Genomic DNA, 17,270 nt, shown 5'->3' with positions numbered 1-17,270 from the left:
TCGCTGGCAGGCGCCGAGAGCAGGCGCCCCTCAAGGAGTTAGCTGAATGAAAAAACTACTGGTTGCCTTCGCTGCCGCCGCAGCGTTTTCCGCCCACGCCGCCGACACCCTGACCGTCGCGGCCACGCCGGTGCCGCACGCGGAAATCCTCGAGTTCGTCAAACCGGCATTGGCCAAACAAGGCGTGGACCTCAAGGTCAAAGTCTTCACCGACTACATCCAGCCGAACGTACAGGTTGCGGAAAAGCGCCTGGACGCCAACTTCTTCCAACACCAGCCGTACCTGGATGAGTTCAACAAGGCCAAGGGCACGCACCTGATGAGCGTGGCGGGTGTGCATCTGGAACCACTGGGCGCGTATTCCAGCAAGTACAAGGCGCTGACAGAACTGCCGGGCGGCGCTAACGTGGTGATCCCGAACGACGCTACCAACAGCGGCCGTGCGCTGTTGTTGCTGGCCAAAGCCGGGTTGATCAAGCTCAAGGATTCGAACAACATCCTGTCGACGACCAAGGACATTACCGAGAACTCGAAGGATTTGAAGTTCCGTGAGCTGGAAGCGGCGACTATTCCGCGAGTGCTGACCCAGGTGGATCTGGCGTTGATCAATACCAACTATGCGTTGGAGGCCAAACTTGATCCTTCCAAGGATGCGCTGGTTATCGAAGGTAACGATTCGCCTTATGTGAACATCCTGGTGGCTCGTGAGGATGATAAGGACAGTGAGGCGATGAAGAAACTGGTTGCAGCGCTGCATACGCCGGAAGTGAAAGCGTTTATTCTCGAGAAGTACAAAGGCGCGGTTTTACCGGCGTTTTGAGCTGATCGGGTGTGAAAGACGGGACTGCGTGAAAACGAGGTCCCGTTTTTTTATCTAACGGCGTTGCGCGCAACCTGTCACAGCCATATGGACAATCCCATTCGGCCAATAAGGAACACCAATAAAAAGAGAAACAAGATACGAATTAATCCACTCCCATAGCGCAAAGCCAAAAAAGTGCCTGCCAGCGCACCCACCATATTACACACCGCGACCAGTCCACCAATTACCCACAGCACATGACCTGAAGGTATGAAAAATAGCAGCGCCGCGCTAAACGTTCCCAGGTTAACCAGTTTTGCTGAAGCGGATGCATTCAGAAAATCGTAGCCAAAATATTTAACGAAAACAAATAACAAAAAACTACCACTGCCGGGTCCAAAAACTCCGTCATAAAATCCTATTAAGGCTCCAAAAAAAACCCCAAGTAGCACTTCTCTGGATCCGCACTGAGCGTCCGAGTGAACAAGCCCTAGATCCTTTTTTGCGAATGTATAAACAGCCATTACCACCAATACAAAAAATACAAAATACTCCATTATCGTCTTGGGAACGAGCGAGACGGAAAAAGCACCCACAAACGAAAATACAAAAGCCGAGAGCATCGTTGGAAGCATCAGCTTCCACACAATTTTTATCCGTTTAACGTAACTAAATATAGAAGAAAGATTTCCTGCAAGTACAGCCAGCTTATTCGTGCCAAAAACTGTGCTCAGCGAGTGCTGAGGCAATGCATGCAGTAGCGCTGGTACTTGAACCAGCCCACCTCCCCCCACGGCAGCATCGATCATCCCCCCGCAAAAAGCAAAAAACCCCAACGCAACCATGGCGTATTCAATTTGCATAAAAATCATCCATTACTAATTTCAATTACAGCAGCGCTTCATACAGGGCATGGAAAGCTCTTCCGACACGCTGATTGTAATCAAGCATAACGACCTTGAGCTGATCAATATCAAGCCTCAGGTCGACAAGACGACCGAAAGCTTGCGCTGCGGCTAAAGCATGTAATCCATGCTTATTTTCCACTTCTCCAGAATGCACCATGACATAGCTCTTTGCTTCGCGAAGATTGCAACGATCCAACATTCAAGTCACCATTAAGTGCAGGTAAACAATAGAAACCATAGGCAAGGCGCACAAGCCGGCGGATTCCGGCGTAGTTGTAGGCAAAGGCGCAAGGATGAGTAGCCTAGTGGAAGGATTGGCGGTGGGAGGTAAACAGGGCTCGGTTTTGACCCGAAAATTGGAGCTAGTCGGGTTTACGATTGGGGTTTGAAGTGGGTGATACGGTTTTGTCTGTAGGGATTTTTCTGGGTGGGTGGGGGCTGCTTTGCAGCCCAGCGGGAGCAAGCTCCCTCGCCACGTTTGACCGGTTGGGGATTCGGCGAGGGCGGCGGGAACGATGCAGGCTTTATCAGCAATCACTTCCCGAACCTCTATCCGCATTTGTCCATTGTTCGGGTCGAATGAACCCTAGGATCTGCTTCATTGTTCTACAACCCTCATGATAAATTCCCGCCGCGACCTCTAATCAATAGAGGGCATTCAGGGAGAGAAGTAAGTGATCAAGTCTTTGTTGGTTGGGGCATTGCTGGCAATGGCATCCGCATCGGCATCCGCGATGAGTTGCGATAACCCTAGAAACGCCTATGACAGAACCTATTGCGCGTCGCTGAAAATGGTTCAGTCGGATCAGGACATCAACGATCAATACAAGAAGACGATGAGTGCCCTGAACCCGGATCAAAAGAAAAAGGTGAAAGCCGCTCAAATCCAGTGGATCAAGATTCGTGACAGCGCTTGTTCCAACGATGGCCTGCTCTACCTGGATTGTGCCAATGAGAAGACCGAGGCGCGTATCGTCATACTCAAAGCTGTCGAGCGCGAGTGCCGTGCTGCCGGTTGCGACGACGCCAAGCTGTCGCAAGTCGAGTAGGCCGTAGCCAATGAGCACGTTGGGCTTGCAGTCGTATCCCACGAAAAACCCGACGTAAAGCGTCGGGTTTTTGGTGGGGGCTGCTTCGCAGACCAGCGGGAGCAAGCTCCCTCGCCACGGACGGTTTGTGGTCCTCCATAGCGTTTGGGGTTAATTCCCCTCGCCACAGTAATTCAGTTGTTTGCATTGGTGGCAGGGTGCCACAATCTCCGTTTTCGTTGCATCACGATCAGGTGGATCACATGGATGGCCCAGGATCTCGTAATGGTCAGGATTCCTTCATAGCCGAGCAGGTACGAACTGATCGGTTGCAACAACTGTTTCGCCAATCTGTTTCTGCGGTGTTCGGCAGTTATCTCGCGGCCATCATGCTGAGTTGGCTGTGTTGGGATCGGTTTGAGCACAGCGTCATTCTTTCGTGGATTGTCATCCTGACCGCATCGACGCTGTTGCGTATCGCGATGTTCGTCGCCTATTTCCGCAGCGACGAAAGTGAGCGCACACCTCAACGCTGGGAGCGCAGGTACTGGGTCACGCTGGTGTTATCCGCCGGCATCTGGGGCGGCGGGGCGTTTGTGCTCATGCCGGCGGACGATCTGTTGTCCCAGGCGTTGGTCATGCTCTTTACCGTCGGCATGTCCGTCAGCGCGGTGTCCTGCTACTCGGCCTACCGAAATATGACACTGGTCTCCATTGGCCTGGTGCTGTTTCCGTGCACCGCTTGGCTGCTGTTTCAGCCGTCCCCGATCCAGGTCGGCATGGCCCTTTCGATCCTGGTATTTGCGGCATTTGCGGCCCGCGCCACGCACAAAATGTCCCAGTCCCTGGAAATCGCCTTTCGGCTCACCCGTGAAATGGAGCAGGCGAACAGTATTTCAACCCGTGCCGCCCAAACCGATGAACTGACCGGCCTGAAGAGTCGACGGGCTTTTTTCGAGCATGCCCAGCAGCTTTATGACGAATGTAAGACCAACCGGCGGGGGTTGTGCGCGGTCATGTTGGACATGGATCACTTCAAGCACATCAACGACACCTACGGCCATCAAGCGGGCGATCAGGTTTTGCGCGAGATGGGGGGGGTCATCAGTTCGTCGTTTCGGGCGACGGATATCCATGGCCGGCTCGGTGGGGAAGAGTTCGCCATTCTGCTCCCGGACACGTCTATTGAGGTTGCAACCCAGATTGCAGAACAGCTCATCGATACGATTGCGGGGTTGATGATCGAGCCTGTTCACGGCATATCCGCCAGCCTTGGCGTGGCGTCGACGGGGGCCTGTAATAAGGACCTTCACAGCTTGATGAACGATGCGGATAAGGCCCTGTATCGAGCGAAGGCGCTGGGGCGCAATCGAGTGGCTGTTGCTTAGTCGGTTTGGCTTTGTATCATCAGTCGGAATTTGATCGTGTCCATGCTCTGCGTCACCTTCCAGAAGCGGGAGCGGAGCGTCCCTGACGGCATTCCCACGCAGGAGCGTGGGAACGATCGAGAGGCCTATATTCTGCTTTGAACTCCCTGTCTCCGAAGGCCTGCAATTGCGCTGGCCCTGCTGATACCCCCTAGAATCTCCTTCCCCTTGGCTCGCCTCGCGGCCCACACAAGCTGGCGACACCTAAAAATAAATTTCTTTCTAGATCAATTGGTTAATTCAAAGCAGGTAAATTTTTCGAAATTTATCTTGCGCGCTAATTATTGATCCGTTAACTTTATCGCAACTGGTTAGCGCACAAACATTTAGTGCGGACCAAAACGATCAAACCCATCAGCAAAAGAGGAATCACCATGAACGTTCTCTACACCGCAGTCGCAACCTCCACCGGTGGCCGTGATGGCCGTGCTGTTTCAAGCGACAAGATTCTCGACGTGAAACTGGCCACGCCAAAAGCCTTGGGCGGTGCCGGTGGTGAGGCCACCAACCCTGAGCAGTTGTTCGCTGCCGGCTACTCGGCCTGCTTCATCGGCGCATTGAAGTTTGTCGCCAGCCAAAGCAAACGCAGCATTCCGGCTGACGCCTCGATCACGGCACACGTCGGCATCGGCCAGATCCCTGGCGGTTTCGGCCTGGACATCGACCTGCACATCAGCCTGCCAGGTCTCGATCAAGCCGATGCTCAAGCACTGGTCGACGCGGCTCACCAGGTTTGCCCGTACTCCAACGCAACCCGCGGCAACGTCGACGTCCGTTTGCACGTCGCCGTCTAACTCACTTCACTTCATCTACGAATAAAAGGATCAGGACATGAACATTTTCAGCAAAACGCTCGTTGGCTCGCTTCTGGCACTGTCGCTCGGCAATGCGTTCGCGACTTCTTTTGTTCAACCTACATTCGCTGAGGGCGGTTCAGATCGCCTGATCGAAAACCGGGTAGCCGAAGGCGGCTCGGATCGGCTGATCGAGAAACGCGTAGCCGAAGGTGGTTCCGATCGCCTGATCGAGTTACGGGTAGCCCAAGTTGGCTCGGATCCCGTGAACGAGAACGGCTAGCTAAAGGGGCCCGGATCGCCTGCACACAGGGTGGGCTGAATCCCTTCAACGCTACGAAACTTGGTCAGATCAACCAATGTTGCTTCCAAAAGAAAAAACGCCGCTTCTCTCGGATGAGGAAGCGGCGTTCTTTGCACTGTGTCATCGGGTCCGTGCAAGGGCACTCTGCTCATGCTTTTGGCGATGCAGCTAAACGATGCTGTCCACCACACCGCCATCAACTCGCAGCGCCGCTCCGGTGGTGGCCGAGGCCTGTTCCGAGCTGGCGTAGATGATCATGTTGGCGACTTCCTCTACCCGTGCCGCGCGCTGGATGATCGAGGTGCTGCGGTGCTCGTTGACGAAATCTGCCGCGACCTTTTCCAGGCTTTCCCCGCTGCGCTCGACGTCTGCCCGGAGCATCTTGGCAACGCCTTCGGACAGTGTCGGCCCAGGCAACACCGAGTTCACCGTCACGCCCGTGCCGGCGAGGCGTTTGGCCAGGCCGCGAGCAATTGAAAGCTGGGCGGTCTTGGTGAAGCCGTAGTGGATCATGTCGGCGGGAATGTTCACGCCCGACTCCGATGAGACAAACACGATCCGCCCCCAACCACGCTCGACCATGCCCTGCGCGTAGGCCCTGGAAACACGCACGCCCGACATCACGTTGGTTTCGAAGAAACGCTGCCATTCGCTGTCCGGCGTCTCGAAGAAGTCTTCCTGCTTGAAAATGCCCAGGTTGTTGATGACGATATCAAAACTTGGATGCTTGGCGATCAATGCCTTGCAGCCCGGCTCGTTGCTGGGGATTTATCCCCGCTGGGTTGCGCAGCAGCCCCAAACTACTCGCAGCGCCACAATCCACAGGCGAGCGCTTCGCACTCGAGCGGGGATAAATCCCCCCGCCACAATTAGGATCCTTGCCACAAGTAAGGCCAGTGCCAGGATTGATTCCCAGCCTTCAGTACCACCGCGCCTCACCCGGCGGGCGTTTCTTGAAGCGTTTCATGCTCCACATGTACTGGCTCGGATAGGCCCGCACGTAGCGCTCTACCACCTTGCTCATGGCCGCGCAGGCGGTTTCCGTGTCGGTGCTGTACATCGCGTCCGGGGCAGCTTCGAGGATGACTTTGTAGCCCGAACCGTCCGGCAAGCGCAGGGCGTGGAGGAAGACGCCGACGGCCTTGCCGCCAGCGAGCATGTTTGGCACGAATTTGCTGGTCAGGGCCTGGGTGGCGAAGAAGGGCACGAAGATACCGGCGGATTCGGACGGTTCCGGGTCGGCGGGGATACCGACCTGGCCGCCTTTGCGCACTTCCTTGATGACGCTGAGGATGCCTTCCTTGGTCGAGGCCGCGACTTTATTGCCCAGTTGGACGCGCTGCTTTTGCAGCAATTCATCCACCGCCTTGAGCTTGGGCGGACGGTAGAAAATGATCGGTTTACATTGGCTGCAATAGAAGTGATTGAGCACTTCCCAGTTGCCTAGGTGGCTGGTGATGCCCACTACGCCTTTGCCCGAGGCCAGTGCTTCTTTCAACACGTCCAGACCTTCGACTTCGCGCACCAGTTCGATGGAGCGCTGGGCCGGCCAGATCCAGGCGCAGGCGCTTTCGGTCAGGGATTTGCCGATGTCCTTGAGACTTTGGCCCACCAGGCGCTCGCGCTCGGCCGGGTCCATTTCCGGGAAACACTTGGCGAGGTTGATTCGCACTACGTCGCGAGAACGGTTGGGACATTTCCACATCAGCCAGCCAATGGCCGAGCCCACCGCCTGCACCGCCCGCCAAGGCAGCAGCGCAAACAACCGCAGAGCGCCAACCAGCAAGGCGCCTTTCAACTTATCCACAGGTCACTCCTGAATTCATGGGCGTGTCGCGAGCCGGCTATTCTAACCACCGTTTGCCAGCTCGGCGTAGCGGTCGCAGTCCTGGGTGTGGTCCATGACCATGCCCGATGCCTGCATCAGCGCATAACAGATAGTGGGTCCGACGAAAGTAAATCCGACCTTTTTCAGGCCTTTGCTCATTGCCAGCGCTTCAGGCGTGATGGCCGGCACTTCGGTGCGGTCCTTGAAATGATTGATGATGGGCTTGCCGCCCACGAACGACCAGAGCAACGCCACCGGGTCTTCCAGCGCCAGCCAGGCCTGGGCATTGCGGCGGGCGGCCTTGAGCTTGAGGCGGTTGCGGATGATGCCGGGATCGAGCATCAGCTCGTCGATTTCGGCGTCGCTCATTTGCGCCACTCGCTGCACATCGAAGCCGTACAACACTTCCCGGTAGCGCTCACGTTTGCGCAAAACGGTGATCCAGGACAACCCGGCCTGGAACCCTTCGAGCAAAAGCAACTCGAACAAACCCTGCGCATCGCGCAGCGGCGTGCCCCACTCCTGATCGTGATAAGCCATGTACAACGGATCGTCAGAACACCAAAAGCAGCGTGGCATAAGGCTCCAGGGGGCGTGCGCACGGACGAATCGGGTATACTCCCGCTCTTTAAATCGCAGCCCAAGAAACAGGTGAATTTCGTGAGCCAGCCTACGCCAGCCGTGCGTACCTTCCAAGACTTGATCCTCGCCCTCCAGCAATACTGGGCCGAGCAAGGTTGCGTGGTACTTCAGCCCTACGATATGGAAGTAGGTGCCGGCACTTTCCACACTGCCACGTTTCTGCGTGCCATCGGCCCGGAAACCTGGAACGCCGCCTACGTGCAGCCGAGCCGCCGGCCGACTGACGGCCGCTACGGCGAAAACCCGAACCGCCTGCAGCATTACTACCAGTTCCAGGTCGTGCTGAAGCCGAACCCGGAAAACTTCCAGGAACTCTACCTGGGCTCCCTCAAGCACGTCGGCCTTGATCCGCTGGTGCACGACATTCGTTTCGTCGAAGACAACTGGGAGTCGCCAACGCTGGGCGCCTGGGGCCTGGGCTGGGAAGTCTGGCTCAACGGCATGGAAGTGACCCAGTTCACCTACTTCCAGCAAGCGGGCGGCATCGAGTGCTACCCGGTCACCGGCGAGATCACCTACGGCCTGGAACGTCTGGCCATGTACCTGCAAGGCGTGGATTCGGTCTACGACCTGGTGTGGGCCGACGGCCCGTTCGGCAAAGTGACCTATGGCGATGTGTTCCACCAGAACGAAGTGGAGCAGTCGACCTATAACTTCGAACACGCCAACGTCGAGAAACTGTTCGAACTGTTCGATTTCTATGAAAGCGAAGCCAAGCGCCTGCTCGAGCTGGACCAGCCGCTGCCGCTGCCGAGTTATGAAATGGTCTTGAAGGCGTCCCATACCTTCAACCTGCTGGACGCACGCCGGGCGATTTCCGTGACCGCGCGCCAGCAATACATCCTGCGTGTACGCACCCTGGCGCGTTCCGTCGCGCAAGCCTATCTGCTGGCCCGTGCCAAGCTGGGCTTCCCGATGGCGACCCCGGACCTGCGTGATGAAGTGTTGGCTAAGCTGGAGGCTGCACAATGAGTGCTCAAGATTTTCTGGTTGAACTGGGCACCGAAGAATTGCCACCCAAAGCCCTGAACACCTTGGCCGATGCGTTCCTGGCCGGTATTGAAAAAGGCCTGCAAGGCGCTGGCCTGAACTTCGAAACCAAACACGTCTATGCCGCACCGCGTCGCCTGGCCGTGCTGATCACCGCCCTGGAAACCCAGCAGCCGGACCGCAGCATCAACCTCGACGGCCCGCCACGCCAGGCCGCGTTCGATGCCGATGGCAATCCGACCCAAGCCGCGCTGGGCTTCGCCAAGAAGTGTGGCGTGAACCTGAGCGAAATCGACCAGAGCGGCCCGAAGCTGCGTTACAGCCAGAGCATCAAGGGCAAGCCGACCGCCAGCCTGTTGCCGACCATCGTAGAAGATTCGCTGAACGACCTGCCGATTCCCAAGCGCATGCGCTGGGCGGCGCGCAAGGAAGAGTTCGTGCGTCCGACTCAGTGGCTGGTGATGCTGCTCGGCGACCAGGTCATCGACTGCACGATCCTGGCCCAGAAGGCCGGTCGTGATTCCCGCGGCCATCGCTTCCATCATCCGCAGAGCGTGCGCATCACCTCGCCGGCCAATTACCTGGCCGACCTGCGTGCCGCCTACGTGCTGGCCGACGCCAACGAACGCCGCGAGCTGATCAGCAAGCGCACCGAAGAGCTGGCCACCCTGCAGGAAGGCACCGCCATCGTGCCGGCCAACTTGCTGGACGAGGTGACCGCGTTGGTGGAATGGCCGGTGCCGCTGGTGTGCTCGTTCGAGGAACGTTTCCTTGAAGTGCCTCAGGAAGCGCTGATCACCACCATGCAGGACAATCAGAAATACTTCTGCCTGCTGGACGCCGACGGCAAGTTGCTGCCGCGCTTCATCACGGTCGCTAATATCGAAAGCAAGGATCCGCAGCAGATCATCGCCGGTAACGAAAAAGTCGTTCGCCCGCGCCTGACCGACGCCGAATTCTTCTTCAAGCAGGACAAGAAACAATCCCTGGAAAGCTTCAATCTGCGTCTGCAGAACGTGGTCTTCCAAGAAAAACTCGGCAGCGTCTACGACAAGGCCGAGCGCGTTTCCAAGCTGGCGGCATTCATCGCCCCGCGTATCGGCGGTGACGCCCAGCGCGCGGCCCGTGCCGGCATCCTGTCCAAGTGCGACCTGTCCACCGAAATGGTCGGCGAGTTCCCGGAGATGCAAGGCATCGCCGGCTACTACTACGCCCTCAACGACGGCGAGCCGCAAGACGTAGCGCTGGCGTTGAACGAGCAATACATGCCACGCGGTGCCGGCGCTGAATTGCCGACCACCCTGACCGGGGCGGCCGTGGCGATCGCCGACAAGCTCGACACCCTGGTGGGGATTTTCGGCATCGGCATGTTGCCCACCGGCAGCAAAGACCCTTATGCCTTGCGTCGCGCGGCGCTGGGCGTGCTGCGGATCCTGATCGACAAACAACTGGACCTGGACTTGAACGACGCCGTGGCGTTCGCCGTCAATGCGTTCGGCAGCAAGGTCAAGGCCGCAGGCCTGGCCGATGCGGTGCTGGAGTTCGTCTTCGACCGCCTGCGAGCGCGCTATGAAGACGAAGGCGTCGACGTCGCAACCTACCTGTCGGTGCGTGCCTTGAAGCCAGGCTCGGCCTTGGACTTTGACCAGCGCGTACAAGCAGTGCAGGCGTTCCGTAAGTTGCCGGAAGCCGCCGCGCTGGCTGCGGTGAACAAGCGGGTATCAAATCTGCTGGGCAAGGCCGAAGGCAAGATCGCGGCCACGGTTGAAGCCAAGTATTTCGATAACGCCAACGAGTTCTCCCTGTACTCAGCGATCCAGCAGGCAGACCAGGCGGTTCAGCCGATGGCAGCGGCGCGTCAGTACAGCGAAACCCTGGCGCGCCTGGCGGCATTGCGCGAACCAGTTGATGCGTTTTTCGAAGCGGTGATGGTCAATGCCGAAGACGCCAATGTGCGGGCCAACCGCTATGCGCTGCTGGCGCGGCTGCGTGGCTTGTTCCTCGGTGTTGCCGATATTTCGCTGCTGGGGTAAATCTTGAAGCTGCTGATTCTCGATCGGGACGGAGTGATCAATCACGACTCCGACGCTTACATCAAATCGGTAGAGGAGTGGCTGCCGCTCCCCGGTTCGATCGAAGCCATCGCGCAGCTGAGCAAGGCCGGCTGGACCGTGGCGGTTGCCACTAACCAGTCGGGCATTGCTCGCGGTTACTATGACCTCACCGTCCTTCAGGCCATGCATGATCGCTTGCGCGACTTGGTGGCGGAGCAGGGCGGTGAAGTCGGATTGATCGTCTATTGCCCGCACGGGCCAGACGACGGCTGCGATTGCCGCAAGCCCAAGCCAGGCATGTTGAACACCATTGCCGCTCATTACGATGTGGCGTTGGCAGGTGTGTGGTTCGTCGGCGACAGCCTCGGTGACCTGGAGGCAGCCAAGGCCGTCGATTGTCAGCCAGTTTTAGTAAAGACCGGGAAAGGCGAAAAGACTCTGGGCAAGACCCTGCCGGTGGGCACCTTGATTTTTGACGACTTGGCGGCGATTGCCGCTGAACTTATCCACAATTAGAGCTCCCAAGACAACCTGATCAAGGATTGTTCGGGAAGCGCTTGAACAGGCGGGCATTGCCCGCAACGGTAAACGCCGCTATGTCGATATTGCAGGCCATCAGAGCCTTTCTCTTTTACCTGCTGTTGGGCACCAGTTCCTTGCTGTGGTGCTCCCTGAGTTTTTTTATCGCGCCTTTCTTGCCGTTCAAGGCGCGCTACCGTTTCATCAATGTGTACTGGTGTCGTTGCGCACTATGGCTGAGCAAGGTGTTCCTGGGCATCAGCTATGAAGTCAAAGGCGCCGAGAACGTGCCTGACCGGCCGTGCGTCATCCAGTCCAACCACCAAAGCACCTGGGAGACCTTCTTTCTCTCGGCCTACTTTGAACCTTTGAGCCAAGTGCTCAAGCGTGAGTTGTTGTTCGTGCCGTTTTTTGGCTGGGCAATGGCGATGCTGCGCCCGATCGCCATTAATCGTGACAACCCCAAGGTTGCACTCAAGCAGGTCGCGCAAAAAGGCGATGAATTGCTCAAGGATCACGTCTGGGTGTTGATCTTCCCGGAGGGCACGCGTGTGCCTTATGGCACGATTGGCAAGTTTTCCCGTAGCGGTTCCGCATTGGCGGTGAACGCAAGCCTGCCGGTGCTGCCAATTGCACACAATGCGGGAAAATTCTGGCCCAAGACGGGCTGGCTCAGGACGCCGGGGATTATCACCGTAGTGATTGGCCCGCCGATGTATGCCGAGGGCAGCGGGCCTCGCGCCGTAGCCGAACTGAACGACCGTGTACAGGCGTGGAATGAACAGACCCAACGGGAGCTCGGTTCACTGCCTCCAGCGCCTGCTGCGCCCGCAACGACGGACAAGGTTGCCGTCTGAAAATTGTGGATAACCTGTGTACCGTTTCGTCTGATTCCGTTACTTTTGTTCCATAACATCTTGTTTTTATTACATATTTACTAAAGATATAAAACAGCCGTAAAGGTGCATAAGTTTTTATAGCCTCGTAAAGGAGCGCGGTCTGCGGTATCGCCGCAGACTGGGATTTCCAGTCAGTCGTTCAACAGCGGAAACCGCAAACTGAAGGTGGTCCCTTCGCCTACTACGCTGCGACACTCTATATTCCCACCATGACGGTCCACCACCGCCTTCACCATCGATAAACCCAAACCGATGCCATCCACTCCATGGGCGGAAGAGAAGCGCCGGTACTGGATGAACAAATCCGGCAGCTCTTCGCCGCCAATGCCCTTTCCTTGGTCAACGACGTGACACGCCAACCAACCCTGCATGCAACGAACCTGTAGGGAAATGCGCGTTTGTGTCGGGCTGTACTTGATGGCGTTTTCGAGCAAATTGAACAGTGCCCGGGTGAGCAAGGGTTGATCGGCACTGACCATGGCTTCTTCATCGTCCAGCTCGTGCTCCAACTGGATATTTTTTGCCTGTGCGATCGGCAACGCCTGGTCAATCACATCCAGAATCAGCATGGCGAACAGCGTAGACCGAAATTGGTAGGTCTCGGATTCAGCCTTGGCCAACTGCACAAAACCGTCCGTCAGGTCCAAGGCGCGGCGCACCTGGCGTTCGATCTGGTCGAATAATGGATTCTCTAAGTCGGCCTCATGCCGCTGCACATCGAGCAATGCCAGGATGGCCGAGTGAGGCGCGCGCAGGTCATGTGACAGGAACCGGAGCATCACGCTGCGCTGCTCTTCGGCTTCACGCTCGGCACTCAAGTCGGTCAGGCTCAGCAACCAGCCCACGGGAACGTCATTGTCAGCCGGTAACAGCGCGGCCCTCTCAAGGCGTAGGCTGCGCTCGCGAGTGTCGCGAAATTCTACCAGCGGCAACGTGGACAAACGGTGGACAGGGGAGTGCGCCAATGCCGGATAGCCCAGCCGAGCCAATTCCTCCAGCACGTCGCCGCCCGCCAAAGCATGACCGAACAACTCGCGAGCCTTACGGTTGCCGAGCAATATCTTGCCCTGCGGATCGCTGATCATGGTGGCCACGGGCAAATATTCCAGGCCATCCGCAATAAAGCGACGCGTATCCCGCGTCCGGCTCATGGCCTGTTCCAATGCCATGATTTGTCCCTGCAAACGATCAGTGCCGGTGTAAGAGGCCCGACGACGCTCCGGAAATACCTTCGGCTCCGCATCCAGGCGCGCCAGTTCCCAGCCAAAATAAGCCAGCACCACACTCAGACGTCGCCAGTTCCAGATCAGATAGCCAAACAGCATTCCCAATAAACTGGACACCGGTGACCACCACCAATCCCACGCATCCACCAGCGCGCCGATCAACAGGGCTACGCCCATCCCCGCTAGCGTCGTTCCCATGGCAAGGCGAGGGCGCCACAACAGCAGGCCCAATACAACGCCAACCAGACAGGCTGACAGCAAGGCGCCGACTGGCCCACTGCGAGTGGGTTGCATAGAAAACGAAAGCAGCGCTGTCAGGGGCAACAAAATCACACTTATCCACAGCCACTCACGCACCAATTGTCGAAACAATCGTTGCACTTGGGTGGGTTCACGGGTTTCACGACGACGTGGATTAGTCATAGGCACCTTGGCTGAACACAAGGAGGTAGATTGCGTGATGCATCATGCGGCGTACCGACAGGCAGGAAGCCCAAGACTATAGCCGACTCGATGGGTGGTGCGCTGCTGCCTTTCCCTCTGGGCCACGAGCCGGTATTGTCGCAGCAGCGACAGGAGGAAGGTTGCGTTACCTCCTGAGATGTCCGTTATTTTCGAGATCAAGGAAATCGCATTCCATGCGAGTCGCCATTCTGGATGATGAACCGGCCGAACTGCGCCGGGTAGAACACACGCTTCAACAAATACCGGGCAGGGGAGAACAAACCTGGACCCTGCACAGCTTCGAAAGAGGCGAAGACCTGCTGCGGCAATTGCGCCGGGAAACCTTCGACTTGTTGATTCTTGACTGGCAATTGCCGGACATAAGTGGGCTTTCGCTGCTGCGCTGGACCCGCGAGCACATGGATTCGCCACCGGCCGCCATCATGCTGACCAGCCGCGACGGCGAGCACGACATCGTCCAGGCCCTCAACGCCGGCGCCGACGACTATGTGAGCAAACCCTTCAGGCCCAACGAACTCAAGGCACGAGTCACTGCGGTGCTGCGGCGCCACAACCTGCAACGCGCCCCGGCCAGTGACGTGTTGGTGTTTAACGATTTGGAGTTCGACGACGCTGAGCTGACCGTCACCCGCGCCGGTATTCCCATTAGCCTCACCGAACGAGAGTACCGCTTGGCTCGCTGCCTATTCGCCAACCTGGGCCGGCCGTTGTCCCGGGAGTATTTCTACGAGCGCTTCTGGACCCACGAAGAAATGACCTCGTCGCGCCCGCTCGACACTCACATCTATCGCCTGCGCAACAAACTCGGGCTGACGGCGGATCGGGGTTGGCAGCTGCTGACCATTTACGGTTATGGATATCGGTTGGAGAGTGTGGCGGCGGGCAGTGAGGCCTCGGTGGCGAGTGCCTAAAAAAAAGGCCAACGCATAAGCGTTGGCCTTTTTAGTTGAGCGGGGCACGCTGGATCAGAAGTCCAGGTTAGACACCGCCAACGCATTGCTCTCGATGAAATCACGACGAGGCTCGACCGCATCACCCATCAAGGTGTTGAATATTTGGTCCGCGCCAATGGCGTCTTCGATGGTGACTTTCAGCATTCGGCGCGAACTCGGGTCCATGGTGGTTTCCCACAATTGATCCGGGTTCATCTCACCCAACCCTTTGTATCGCTGGATGGTGTGACGCTTGGTGCTTTCGGCCATCAGCCATTCAAGGGCTTCCTTGAACTCGGTCACGGCTTTCTTGCGTTCGCCACGCTGGATGTACGCCCCATCGTCCAGCAGCGTGCTCAGTTGCGCGCCGAGGGATACCACAGTCTTGTAGTCGTTGCTGCCGAAGAAGTCGCGGTTGAAGGTGACGTAGTTCGACAGACCGTGGGAGATCAGTTCAACCTCCGGCAGCCAGACGTTACGTTCACGGTCTTCACGCAGGCTGGCTTTGTAGACCAGGCCGGATTTTTCCACGGTACGCAGGCGTACTTCGTACTGGGCCAGCCAATCCTGCATTGCTGCGTGATCGGACAGCTGCTCCAGGCTAACGGCCGGCAGGTAGATGAAGTGCTCGGTCAGTTCCTGTGGGTACAGGCGTGACAGGCGCTTGAGGGTTTTCATCACCAGGCGGAAGTCATTCACCAGACGCTCAAGGGCTTCACCGGAAATGCCCGGGGCATCTTCGTTCAGGTGCAGGCTCGCGTCTTCCAGGGCCGACTGCGTCATGTACTCTTCCATGGCGTCGTCGTCCTTGATGTATTGCTCTTGCTTGCCTTTCTTGACCTTGTACAGCGGCGGCTGGGCGATGTAGATGTAGCCGCGCTCGATCAGCTCCGGCAGTTGACGGAAGAAGAACGTCAGCAACAGGGTGCGGATGTGCGAACCGTCGACGTCGGCGTCGGTCATGATAATGATGTTGTGATAACGCAGCTTGTCGATGTTGTACTCTTCACGACCGATGCCACAGCCCAGCGCGGTGATGAGCGTGCCCACCTCCTGGGAAGAGATCATCTTGTCGAAGCGCGCCTTCTCGACGTTCAGGATCTTGCCCTTGAGCGGCAGGATGGCCTGGGTGCGACGGTTGCGGCCCTGCTTGGCGGAACCGCCAGCAGAGTCACCTTCCACGAGGTACAGCTCGGACAGGGCAGGGTCCTTTTCCTGGCAGTCAGCCAACTTGCCCGGCAGGCCGGCGATGTCCAGCGCGCCTTTGCGGCGGGTCATCTCACGGGCCTTGCGCGCGGCTTCACGGGCACGGGCGGCGTCGATCATCTTGCCGACCACCAGCTTGGCTTCGTTCGGGTTCTCCAACAGGAAGTCGGAGAAGTACTTGCCCATTTCCTGTTCCACTGCGGTCTTCACTTCGGAAGACACCAGCTTGTCCTTGGTCTGGGAACTGAACTTCGGATCCGGCACCTTCACCGAGATGATCGCGGTCAGGCCTTCACGAGCGTCATCGCCGGTGGTGGCAACTTTGTGCTTTTTCGCCAGACCTTCCTGTTCGATGTAGTTGTTCAGGTTACGCGTCAGCGCCGAACGAAAGCCCACCAGGTGAGTACCGCCGTCGCGCTGCGGAATGTTATTGGTGAAGCACAACAGGTTCTCGTTGAAGCTGTCGTTCCACTGCAGGGCGATTTCCACGCCGATGCCGTCTTCACGCTGGACGTTGAAGTGGAACACCTGGTTGACCGGGGTCTTGTTGGTGTTCAGGTATTCAACGAACGCACGCAAGCCGCCTTCATACTTGAACAGTTCTTCCTTGCCGCTGCGCTCGTCCTTGAGGACGATGCCGACACCGGAGTTGAGGAAGGACAGTTCACGAATCCGCTTGGCCAGGATGTCCCAGCTGAAATGGATGTTCTTGAAGGTTTCGCTCGAAGCCTTGAAGTGGATCTGGGTGCCGGTGCTTTCGCTGTCGCCCACGATCGCCATCGGAGCCTGAGGCACACCGTGAACGTAGGTTTGTTCCCAGATCTTGCCGCTTCGGCGAACGGTAAGAACAAGCTTTTCGGACAGGGCGTTCACAACGGAAACACCTACACCGTGAAGACCGCCGGATACTTTGTAGGAGTTGTCGTCGAATTTACCGCCGGCGTGCAGCACGGTCATGATGACCTCAGCTGCGGATACGCCTTCTTCTTTGTGCACGTCAACCGGAATGCCACGGCCGTTGTCGCGAACGGTGATGGATTCATCCGGGTGGATAATGATGCTGATGTCGTCGCAATGGCCGGCGAGGGCTTCGTCGATGGAGTTGTCGACCACCTCGAACACCATGTGGTGCAGACCGCTACCATCGTCGGTGTCGCCAATGTACATACCGGGACGTTTGCGTACGGCATCCAGGCCTTTAAGCACTTTAATGCTTGTTGAGTCGTACGTATTTTCTTCGCTCAAT

16 protein-coding genes and 1 pseudogene are annotated in these 17,270 nt (G+C 57.5%); 10 read left to right on the top strand and 7 right to left on the bottom strand.

The window, feature by feature from the left end:
- Nucleotides 1-46: 46 nt before the first annotated feature.
- Nucleotides 47-820 carry a MetQ/NlpA family ABC transporter substrate-binding protein gene (locus tag J3P82_RS00160; protein WP_434559746.1) on the top strand — a complete coding sequence of 258 codons (774 nt, stop codon included), beginning with the start codon at nt 47-49 and terminating at the stop codon, nt 818-820.
- Nucleotides 821-897: 77 nt separating this feature from the next.
- On the opposite strand, the gene J3P82_RS00155 is transcribed toward J3P82_RS00160, so the two are convergent.
- Entirely contained in the window at nt 898-1,665 is a 768-nt protein-coding gene (locus J3P82_RS00155; protein WP_434559744.1) for a sulfite exporter TauE/SafE family protein, read from the bottom strand.
- 25 nt (nt 1,666-1,690) lie between these two features.
- Nucleotides 1,691-1,909, bottom strand: a complete 219-nt coding sequence (locus tag J3P82_RS00150; RefSeq protein ID WP_434559742.1) for a hypothetical protein — start codon at nt 1,907-1,909, stop codon at nt 1,691-1,693.
- Nucleotides 1,910-2,384: 475 nt separating this feature from the next.
- On the opposite strand from J3P82_RS00150, the gene J3P82_RS00145 reads away from it, so the two are divergent.
- The 4 genes from J3P82_RS00145 (at nt 2,385) to J3P82_RS00130 (ending at nt 5,242) form a co-directional block, all read left to right on the top strand.
- Nucleotides 2,385-2,759 (top strand): lysozyme inhibitor LprI family protein, encoded by a 375-nt coding sequence (locus J3P82_RS00145; protein ID WP_434559740.1) that lies wholly within the window; start codon nt 2,385-2,387, stop codon nt 2,757-2,759.
- Nucleotides 2,760-3,001: 242 nt separating this feature from the next.
- A complete protein-coding gene (locus J3P82_RS00140; RefSeq protein WP_434559738.1) occupies nt 3,002-4,126 on the top strand; it encodes a diguanylate cyclase in 1,125 nt (374 codons plus the stop codon).
- 413 nt (nt 4,127-4,539) lie between these two features.
- Complete coding sequence (locus J3P82_RS00135; protein ID WP_434559736.1) at nt 4,540-4,959, top strand: organic hydroperoxide resistance protein; 420 nt, start codon at nt 4,540-4,542, stop codon at nt 4,957-4,959.
- Between the two features lie 37 nt (nt 4,960-4,996).
- On the top strand, nt 4,997-5,242 hold the full coding sequence (locus J3P82_RS00130; protein WP_434559734.1) for a hypothetical protein: 246 nt from the start codon (nt 4,997-4,999) through the stop codon (nt 5,240-5,242).
- A 189-nt stretch (nt 5,243-5,431) separates the two neighbouring features.
- On the opposite strand, the pseudogene J3P82_RS00125 reads toward J3P82_RS00130, so the two are convergent.
- The 3 genes and pseudogenes from J3P82_RS00125 to J3P82_RS00115 form a co-directional block, all read right to left on the bottom strand.
- Nucleotides 5,432-6,013, bottom strand: a pseudogene (locus tag J3P82_RS00125) (SDR family NAD(P)-dependent oxidoreductase); the annotation flags it as partial.
- A gap of 169 nt (nt 6,014-6,182) precedes the next feature.
- Nucleotides 6,183-7,070, bottom strand: a complete 888-nt coding sequence (locus J3P82_RS00120; protein WP_434559732.1) for a lysophospholipid acyltransferase — start codon at nt 7,068-7,070, stop codon at nt 6,183-6,185.
- 42 nt (nt 7,071-7,112) lie between these two features.
- Entirely contained in the window at nt 7,113-7,670 is a 558-nt protein-coding gene (locus J3P82_RS00115; RefSeq protein WP_434559730.1) for a DNA-3-methyladenine glycosylase I, read from the bottom strand.
- 81 nt (nt 7,671-7,751) lie between these two features.
- Here J3P82_RS00115 and glyQ point away from each other — a divergent pair, with 81 nt between their 5' ends.
- From glyQ to J3P82_RS00095, 4 genes are all read left to right on the top strand, one after another.
- Nucleotides 7,752-8,705, top strand: a complete 954-nt coding sequence (gene glyQ / locus J3P82_RS00110) for a glycine--tRNA ligase subunit alpha (protein ID WP_434559728.1) — start codon at nt 7,752-7,754, stop codon at nt 8,703-8,705.
- Nucleotides 8,702-10,756: a glycine--tRNA ligase subunit beta gene (gene glyS, locus J3P82_RS00105; protein ID WP_434559726.1), complete on the top strand. Its 2,055-nt coding sequence runs from the start codon at nt 8,702-8,704 to the stop codon at nt 10,754-10,756. Before glyQ ends, glyS begins: the two co-directional genes overlap by 4 nt.
- Before the next feature lie 3 nt (nt 10,757-10,759).
- On the top strand, nt 10,760-11,293 hold the full coding sequence (gene gmhB, locus J3P82_RS00100; protein WP_434559724.1) for a D-glycero-beta-D-manno-heptose 1,7-bisphosphate 7-phosphatase: 534 nt from the start codon (nt 10,760-10,762) through the stop codon (nt 11,291-11,293).
- An 80-nt stretch (nt 11,294-11,373) separates the two neighbouring features.
- Entirely contained in the window at nt 11,374-12,153 is a 780-nt protein-coding gene (locus tag J3P82_RS00095; RefSeq protein ID WP_434559722.1) for a lysophospholipid acyltransferase family protein, read from the top strand.
- 173 nt (nt 12,154-12,326) lie between these two features.
- Here the strand turns inward: J3P82_RS00095 and J3P82_RS00090 are convergent, their stop codons facing one another.
- Entirely contained in the window at nt 12,327-13,844 is a 1,518-nt protein-coding gene (locus J3P82_RS00090) for an ATP-binding protein (protein ID WP_434559720.1), read from the bottom strand.
- Between the two features lie 215 nt (nt 13,845-14,059).
- On the opposite strand from J3P82_RS00090, the gene J3P82_RS00085 reads away from it, so the two are divergent.
- Nucleotides 14,060-14,797 carry a response regulator transcription factor gene (locus J3P82_RS00085; RefSeq protein WP_434559718.1) on the top strand — a complete coding sequence of 246 codons (738 nt, stop codon included), beginning with the start codon at nt 14,060-14,062 and terminating at the stop codon, nt 14,795-14,797.
- A 54-nt stretch (nt 14,798-14,851) separates the two neighbouring features.
- Here J3P82_RS00085 and gyrB read toward each other — a convergent pair whose 3' ends face one another.
- Entirely contained in the window at nt 14,852-17,269 is a 2,418-nt protein-coding gene (gene gyrB / locus J3P82_RS00080; protein ID WP_434559714.1) for a DNA topoisomerase (ATP-hydrolyzing) subunit B, read from the bottom strand.
- Between the last annotated feature and the right edge of the window lies 1 nt (nt 17,270).

Origin of the sequence: Pseudomonas sp. Z4-20, assembly GCF_051131955.1 — a bacterium.
GTDB classification, from domain to species: domain Bacteria; phylum Pseudomonadota; class Gammaproteobacteria; order Pseudomonadales; family Pseudomonadaceae; genus Aquipseudomonas; species Aquipseudomonas marvdashtae.
Note: the sequence above shows the minus strand (reverse complement) of the source record. Positions and strands in the feature narration are given on the sequence as shown.